The sequence below is a fragment of the Deferrisoma sp. genome (genome assembly GCF_054681715.1).
In genome coordinates this window covers 1-6766 of sequence record NZ_BAAHFQ010000148.1, presented here as the reverse complement: position 1 = coordinate 6766, position 6766 = coordinate 1, and the positions used below count along the sequence as shown (strand labels likewise).

Here is a 6766-nt window from a genome sequence, read left to right as displayed (position 1 = left end):
GAGCAGGGCGTCCACGAGGTCGGGGGGCACCCGGTGCCCCCACTCGGCCCGGCCGATGCCCCGGAGGAGCACCCACCGGGGTTCGCCGCCCCGGCTCTTTTTGTCGTGGCGAAGGGCGTTACGAACCGTTTCGGCCGAAACGCCCTCCGGCCTTAGCCGGTACCCCCAGGCCCCCAGGAGCCGCTCGATCCGCTCCCGGTCGGCCGCGGGAAGGAGGCCCAGGCGCTCGGAGAGCCGGGCCGTGAAGGAAAGCCCCATGGCCACGGCCTCGCCGTGGGTGTAGGCCCCGAACCCGGCCGCAACCTCTACGGCGTGGCCGAAAGTGTGGCCCAGGTTCAGGAGCGCCCGCTCCCCCGCCTCCCGCTCGTCGGCTTCCACCACCCGGGCCTTCAGCGCCACGGCCCGGGCCACGGCCTCCTCCAGGGCCCCGGGGTCCCGGATCAACGCCGGTCCCCGGGCCTCCAGGAGTTCGAACAGATCCGGGTCGCCGAGGAGCCCCGCCTTCACCACCTCGGCCAGGCCCGAGAGGGCCTCCCGGCCGGGGAGCGTCGCCAGGAGCGCCAGGTCCGCCACCACGAGCCAGGGCTGGTGGAACGCGCCGATCAGGTTCTTGCCCCGGGGGTGGTCGATGCCGGTCTTCCCGCCCACGCTCGAATCCACCATGGCGAGAAGCGTCGTGGGGATCTGCACGAACCCCACGCCCCGGAGCACGGTGGCCGCCGCGAACCCGGCCACGTCACCCACCACCCCTCCCCCCAGGGCCACCACCAGGTCGCCGCGCTCGATGCCGGCCGCCAGGAGGGCGTCCCAAAGCGCTGCCAGCGTCTCCAAATTCTTGTAGGCCTCCCCCGGCTCCATGGCGAACCGGCCGAGGAGAGCCGCCCCCGCGGCCCCCAGGGCCGCTTCGGCCTGGCCCGCCCAGAGGGCCTCCACGGTGCGATCGGTCACCAGGAACGCCCTTCGCCCGGCCAGGACGCCCCGGGCGGGTTCGAGGTCGCCCAGCCGGTCCAGGAGCCCGTGGCCGACCAGGACCGGATACGCCCGGTCGCCTAGGCCCACGATCACCGTTCTCACCGCCGCAGCTCCCGGGCCACCCGTTCCAGGACCTCCTCCGCCACCTGGTCCGCCGAGCGCCCCATCGTGTCGACCTGGATCGGCACCGCGTCGTAAAGCGCCCGGCGCGCCTCGAAGATCGCCCTCGCCCGGCCGAGCGGGTCGGCCCCCTCGAGAAGCGGCCGCACCGGCCCTCCCTTCCGGGCCCGGGCCACGGCCTCCTCCGGCGTGACCCGCAGATTCAGGACCAAGTGGCCGGCCAGCAACCGCCGGTTCTCCTCCCGGAGGAGCACCCCGCCCCCGGTGGCGATCACCGCCGGGCCGCCCCGGAGGGCCTTCTCCAGGGCCCGGGACTCCCGGTCCCGGAACCCCTCCTCCCCCTCGGCCGCAAAGATCTCGGGGACCGACCGGCCCGCTTCGGCCTCGATGGCCTCGTCGAGGTCCACGAACGTCCAGGCGAGCCGCTCGGCCACCCGCCGGCCCACGGCCGATTTGCCCGAGGCCATGAACCCGGTCAGGACGAGGTTTCGGACCACCGCCGGTTGATCCGGTCCAGGTAGGCCTCGAGCCCGACCCGCAGGTCGGCGAGGCTATCGCCCCCGAACTTCTCCACCGCGGCCCGGGCGAGCTCGAACGCCATCACGGCCTCCCCCACCACGCTCGCGGCGGCCACGGCGCACACGTCGCTTCGCTCGGTGGAGGCCTCGGCCGGCTCCCCGGTGTCCAGGTCCACCGTGCGAAGGGGCCGCATGAGGGTGGGGATCGGCTTCATGGCGGCCCGCACCCACACGTCCTCGCCGTTCGTGATGCCGCCTTCGATCCCCCCGGCCCGGTTGGTGGGCCGGGTCACCCCCCCTTTTCGGCCGTCGCCGGGGCCGCCGGGCAGGATCTCGTCGTGCACCCGGGATCCCGGAAGCCTCGCCCCCTCGAACCCGAGGCCCACCTCGAACCCCTTGATCGCCGGGATGGCCAGAAAGGCCGCCGCGAGCCGGGCATCGAGCCGGCCGTCGGGCACGGTGTGGGTGCCGAGCCCCACGGGTACGCCCGTCGCGAACACCACGAAAGTGCCCCCCAGGGTGTCGCCGGCCGCGCGGGCCTCGTCCACGGCCCGGCAGGCGGCCTCGTCGGCCTGGGGGTCGGGCATCCGGACGCGGCCCTCCTCCGCCCGGGCGTGGAGCTCGGGGAACGGGTCCTCCCAGGCCGCCTCCACCGGCCCCACCGAGGTCACGAACGACCCCACCGCGACCCCGATCTCCCGCAGCATCGCCTTGGCCAGAGCCCCGGCCGCCACCCGGGCCGCGGTCTCCCGGGCGCTCGCCCGCTCCAACACGTTCCGGGCGTCGTCGAGGTCGTGCTTGAGCACCCCCGCCAGGTCCGCGTGGCCCGGCCGAACCCGGGTCACGGCCGGGATCGCGCCCCGGTGTTCGGCCGAGGGGCTCATCCCCTCCTGCCAGTTGGCCCAGTCCCGGTTCCGGACCGCCAGCACCACGGGGGCGCCCGTGGTGCGGCCCCACCGGACCCCGGCCAGGATCTCCACCCGGTCGGTCTCGATCTTCATCCGGCCACCCCGGCCGTACCCCCCCTGGCGGCGGGCCAGGTCCCGATCGATGGCCGCGGGGTCCACCTCGAGCCCGGCCGGCACCCCCTCCACCACCGCCAGGAGCACCGGGCCGTGGGATTCCCCGGCCGTGCGGTACCGCAACTCCATCACAGGCTCCGGGCGGCGGCCTCCACCACCGGCTGGTTCACGATCTTGGGGGTGATGAAGATGATGAGCTCGGTCTTGTCCACCCGGTTGTTCTTGCTCTTGAACAACCAGCCCACGAACGGCAACTCCGAGAGCCAGGGGATCCCGGACTGCGTGTTGGACTGGCGGTTCGTGATGATGCCGCCGATCACCGTGGTCTCGCCGTCCTTGACCAACACCTCCGTCGTGGCGGCCCGGGTCTCCTTGCCCGGGGTCTGGGAGTCCACCGCCACGAACGTGGTCGACGGATCCTCCTTGGACAGGTCGATCTTCATGATGATGGACCGGTCGGCCGTGACGTGGGGCGTCACGTTGAGCCGGAGCTTGTACTCGATCGCCTGGGTCTCGATCTTCTCCTCGGTGGCCGTGGTGAACGGGATCTCCACGCCCTGGCTGATCTCGGCCGTCTTGTTGTCGAGCGTGGTGACCCGGGGCGACGAGATCACCCGACCCTTGCCCGCCGTCTCGATGGCCGAAAGCCGAAGGTCGAGGCTCAGGACGTCGTTCACGTGGCCCAGGGTGAGGGCGAGGGCGCCTCCGGGCCCGGCCGCGCCGCCGGCGCTCGGAAAGTTCACCGCGAAGTTCCCCACCCCTGTGTCGCCCGAGACCCCGATCGAGTGGGGGAACGCCCAGTCCGTGGCCGCGCCGGTGCGGGTGCTCGCCTCGAACCGCCCGCCCCACTGGATGCCTAGGTCCTTGGCGAAGGTGGACGAGACCTCGACGATCCGGGCCTCGATCAGGACCTGGGGGGTCTGGGTGTCGAGCCGCCGCACCAGTTCCCGGGCCTGCTCCAGACGCTCGGCCACGTCCTTGAGGATGAGGGCGTTCGTGCGCTCGTCCACCGACACGGCGCCCCGGTCCGAGAGGACGGCCTTCACCTTGTCAGAGAGTTCCTGGGCCGAGGCGTAGTTCACCGGCACGATGTCGGTGACGAGCGGCGCCTGCTCCTTCTCGGCCTTCTCCTGCTCGAGCTTCCGCGCCTTCTCCTGGGCCAGGCGCTCGGCCGGGGCGATCCGCAGGACGTTGCCCTCTCGCACCTTGTCGAGGCCCCGGGTCTTCAGGATCACGTCCAGGGCCTGGTCCCAGGGCACGTCCACGAGCCGCACGGTGACCTTGCCCTGCACGTCGTCGCCCGCAACCACGTTGAGCCCGCTCACCTCGCCGATCAGCCGAAGGACGTTTCGGATGTCGGCGTCCACGAAGTCCATGGAGAGCCGCCGGCCCGTGTACACCGGCCCTTCCGGCGCCGAGGTACCCGCCTCGGCCGCGGAACCCTCGCCCTCCACCAGCACGACCTGGTCCTTCTCCTTCTTGACGGCGGCCACCCCGGCCTCCCGGGGCTCGGCCGATCCGCCGGCCACGAGGAGGTTGAGATGGGTCTCGTCCCGCTCGATCCGGAACGGAGCGGGTTTGCGCAGATCCACCACGAGCCGGGTGTCCCGGCCCCGGGGATAGGCCGCGACGAGTTTCACAGCCCCGGGGAAGGCTGAGGTGTCGAGCGCCCGGGTGAACCGCTTCGGGAGCGCCGTGGAGGGGAGATCCACGACGATCCGGTCGGGCCCCGCCTCGACCACCCGGTGGGGCGTGGGCTTCGAGAACGCCAGTTCGATCCGGCTCCACTCGGGATCCTGCTGGAACCCGAGATCCACCACCTCGCCGCCGCCGGGAAGCCCCGCCCAGCGGGCCTCGTCCTCGGCCGGCGGGGCCGCGGGCTCCGGCTCGGTCGCCGTTTTCGGCACCGCCGCGGCTGCCGCGGGCTCCTCCTTGGCGGGAGCCTCCCCGCCGAGCGCGAGCACAAACCCGTCCGGGGTCTTTTCGAGGCGGTACCCCTGGAAAACACCGGGCTCCGCCGCCTCCACCACGGCCCGCACCCGGCCCTCCTGTCGGCCCATCCGCACCCGGACGATCGTTCCTCCGAGTTCCTTCGTGACCTGGGGCTCGGGCAGGGTCACCCCCTCGGCGTCCACCACGAGCCGGGTGCCGTCGGACAGGAGGAAGGCCGCCAGGTTCGAGGGCTCGGCGCCGAACCGGAACCGGACGCCCTCGCCGCCCGGGAGGGCCTCAACCACAGGGGCCGGCGTTGCGGACTCGGCTTCCGCCTTTGCCGCGGTGCCGGCCGTCCCCGCGCTCTGCGCGAGGGCGACGATGAGATCGAGTCCCCGTTCGGCCGGTTGCACCCGGGCCTCCACCGGCCCCGCCGCCGCCACCGTGAACACCGCCCCGCCTCCGGGCAGGGCCCGGGCCTCGATCCGCTCCACCACCCCGTCGCCCACGTCCACCTGGGGGGCCACCCCCTCCAGGGTCACGTTGGAAAGCGTGAGCGTCACGGTGGGGGGAGTTTCGGACACCGAGAGCACGTGCTCCGGCGTGCCCTCGGCCTCCAGGTGGATCCGGTCCCCCGCATCGGCCGGGGAGATCTCCACCCCGGTGATCCGCACCCGGGGAGCGGTAACCTCCGACGCGGCCGGCTCGGCGGCGCTCGTGCGGGGCCGGGGGCCCGCGCAGGCCGTCAGCACCAACGCGAGGGCTCCCCCCATTACCGTCATCCAGGCGCTCGGGCGCCGTCTCGAATGGCTCATGGCCTCACCTCATCCTCGGGAGTGCGGAGCCGCAGGTCCACGGTACGCACCTGTTCTTCTCCCAGCAGGTCCACCACCCGCTCCTCCACCACGACCCGGTCGGGCCGGATCGCGACGACCTTCCCCCCCCGGTCCCCCACCAGGGTACCCACCCGCACCACGTAGCCCTTGCCGTCGGGCGCCTCCACCAGCGCCCGGGATCCCGCGCCCTCGCCCCACACGATGCCCGTGACCCGGAGCTCTTCCACGGCAAACCGCTGGAGCGGCGTCTTCGGCACGAACACCTCGGGCGCCCGTTTCTTGGTCTTTTTCGGTTCGATCTTGATGAAGGGCTGGAACGGGTCCCGGAGCCCCTCGGGGTCGTACACGAAGGCCGGCTCGGCGGGTTTCTCCTCGGGTTCGGCCGCCTCGGGCTTGGCCGGGGCGGCCGCCCGGGCGGGGGCCGGCCGGGACGGAGCGGGGGCCGGCGGGGGTTCGCCGCCGCAGGCCCAGAGCCCGAGGGCCGCGGCGAGCGCCCACGGGGCGAGACGCGCGCGGGGGATCATCGTTTCCCCCCTTTCTTCCGGCCCTTGGCGTCCTTGGCCTGCGCCATCTCCCCGGGCTCCAGGAACTTGTAGGTCACGGCCCGGCAGCTCACCGTGAGCTTCGTGCCCCCGGGTTCCACCTTTGGATTTCCGAACTCGCTCGACACAATGGTCACGATCCGGGGCAAACGGCCCACCTTGTCAAAGAAGACGGCCACGTCGTGGTACCGGCCGAGCACCTGCATCTCCAGGGGGACCTCCGCGTAGAACTCCTTGGGCTGGCTCTCCCCCGGCTTGAAGAGCAGGAACTCGAGCCCCGAGTCCTTTCCGAGGTCGCTGATGGTCTGGAGGAGGCTCGGGATCTCCTCCCGGTTGGGGAGCTTCTGGAGGGCCTCGGCGAGCTTTTCGTCGAGCCGTCGGACCTCCTCCTTGACCCGGGGCAGGTTGTCGGCGATGGCCTGGTTCTCCCGGAGCTCCTTCCCCAGCCGATCGTACTCCTCCTCGAGGCGCTGGAGCTCCCGCAGCCGGGGCTGGAACCCGAGAAAATAGTAGCCCAGCCCGACCGCCACGGTGATCCCGACCCACAGCAGCGCCTTTCGGCTCGTGGGCCACTTGAGATAGGTGTCGACCACGGCTGCCATGGGTCACCCCGCCTTCGGGTACACGACCGTCGCGTGGATCGTGAACGACTTCAGGTTCACCCCTCCCTTCGTGACCTGCTTCGTCACCTCGAGGCGCACCCCCCGGAACAGGGGGCTTCGTTCCAGGTCGGTCATGAACCGGGCGATGGTCTGGTTGTCGATCGCGTACCCCTCGAGGTCGACCTGCCCCCCGTTGTCCCGGAGCTTCTCGATCCACATCTT

7 protein-coding genes are annotated in these 6766 nt (G+C 72.3%); all 7 read right to left on the bottom strand.

All coding sequences use genetic code 11. The features are described 5' to 3' along the window. Nucleotides 1-1074, bottom strand: a 1074-nt coding sequence (aroB, locus tag ACY0I8_RS14940; RefSeq protein WP_461395379.1) for a 3-dehydroquinate synthase, incomplete at its 3' end; no start/stop codon positions are given. Next, nucleotides 1071-1589, bottom strand: a complete 519-nt coding sequence (locus ACY0I8_RS14935) for a shikimate kinase (RefSeq protein ID WP_461395378.1) — start codon at nucleotides 1587-1589, stop codon at nucleotides 1071-1073. The genes aroB and ACY0I8_RS14935, both read right to left, overlap by 4 nt. Next, nucleotides 1568-2761, bottom strand: a complete 1194-nt coding sequence (gene aroC / locus ACY0I8_RS14930; protein WP_461395377.1) for a chorismate synthase — start codon at nucleotides 2759-2761, stop codon at nucleotides 1568-1570. Before aroC ends, ACY0I8_RS14935 begins: the two co-directional genes overlap by 22 nt. Then, a complete protein-coding gene (gene pilQ, locus ACY0I8_RS14925; protein ID WP_461395376.1) occupies nucleotides 2761-5379 on the bottom strand; it encodes a type IV pilus secretin PilQ in 2619 nt (872 codons plus the stop codon). The genes aroC and pilQ overlap by 1 nt, the downstream gene beginning before the upstream one ends. Continuing rightward, nucleotides 5376-5924, bottom strand: a complete 549-nt coding sequence (locus tag ACY0I8_RS14920) for a pilus assembly protein PilP (RefSeq protein WP_461395375.1) — start codon at nucleotides 5922-5924, stop codon at nucleotides 5376-5378. The genes pilQ and ACY0I8_RS14920 overlap by 4 nt, the downstream gene beginning before the upstream one ends. Beyond that, entirely contained in the window at nucleotides 5921-6544 is a 624-nt protein-coding gene (locus ACY0I8_RS14915; RefSeq protein ID WP_461395374.1) for a type IV pilus inner membrane component PilO, read from the bottom strand. Before ACY0I8_RS14915 ends, ACY0I8_RS14920 begins: the two co-directional genes overlap by 4 nt. Nucleotides 6545-6547: 3 nt before the next feature. Next, the coding region (locus ACY0I8_RS14910; protein ID WP_461395373.1) for a PilN domain-containing protein at nucleotides 6548-6766 on the bottom strand (219 nt) is incomplete at its 5' end.

What these genes read in the sequence shown, in the direction of transcription:
- aroC (WP_461395377.1), bottom strand. Translation starts at nt 2,761, where the DNA reads ATGGAGTTGCGGTACCGCACGGCCGGGGAATCCCACGGCCCGGTGCTC.
- pilQ (WP_461395376.1), bottom strand. Translation starts at nt 5,379, where the DNA reads ATGAGCCATTCGAGACGGCGCCCGAGCGCCTGGATGACGGTAATGGGG.
- ACY0I8_RS14920 (WP_461395375.1), bottom strand. Translation starts at nt 5,924, where the DNA reads ATGATCCCCCGCGCGCGTCTCGCCCCGTGGGCGCTCGCCGCGGCCCTC.
- ACY0I8_RS14915 (WP_461395374.1), bottom strand. Translation starts at nt 6,544, where the DNA reads ATGGCAGCCGTGGTCGACACCTATCTCAAGTGGCCCACGAGCCGAAAG.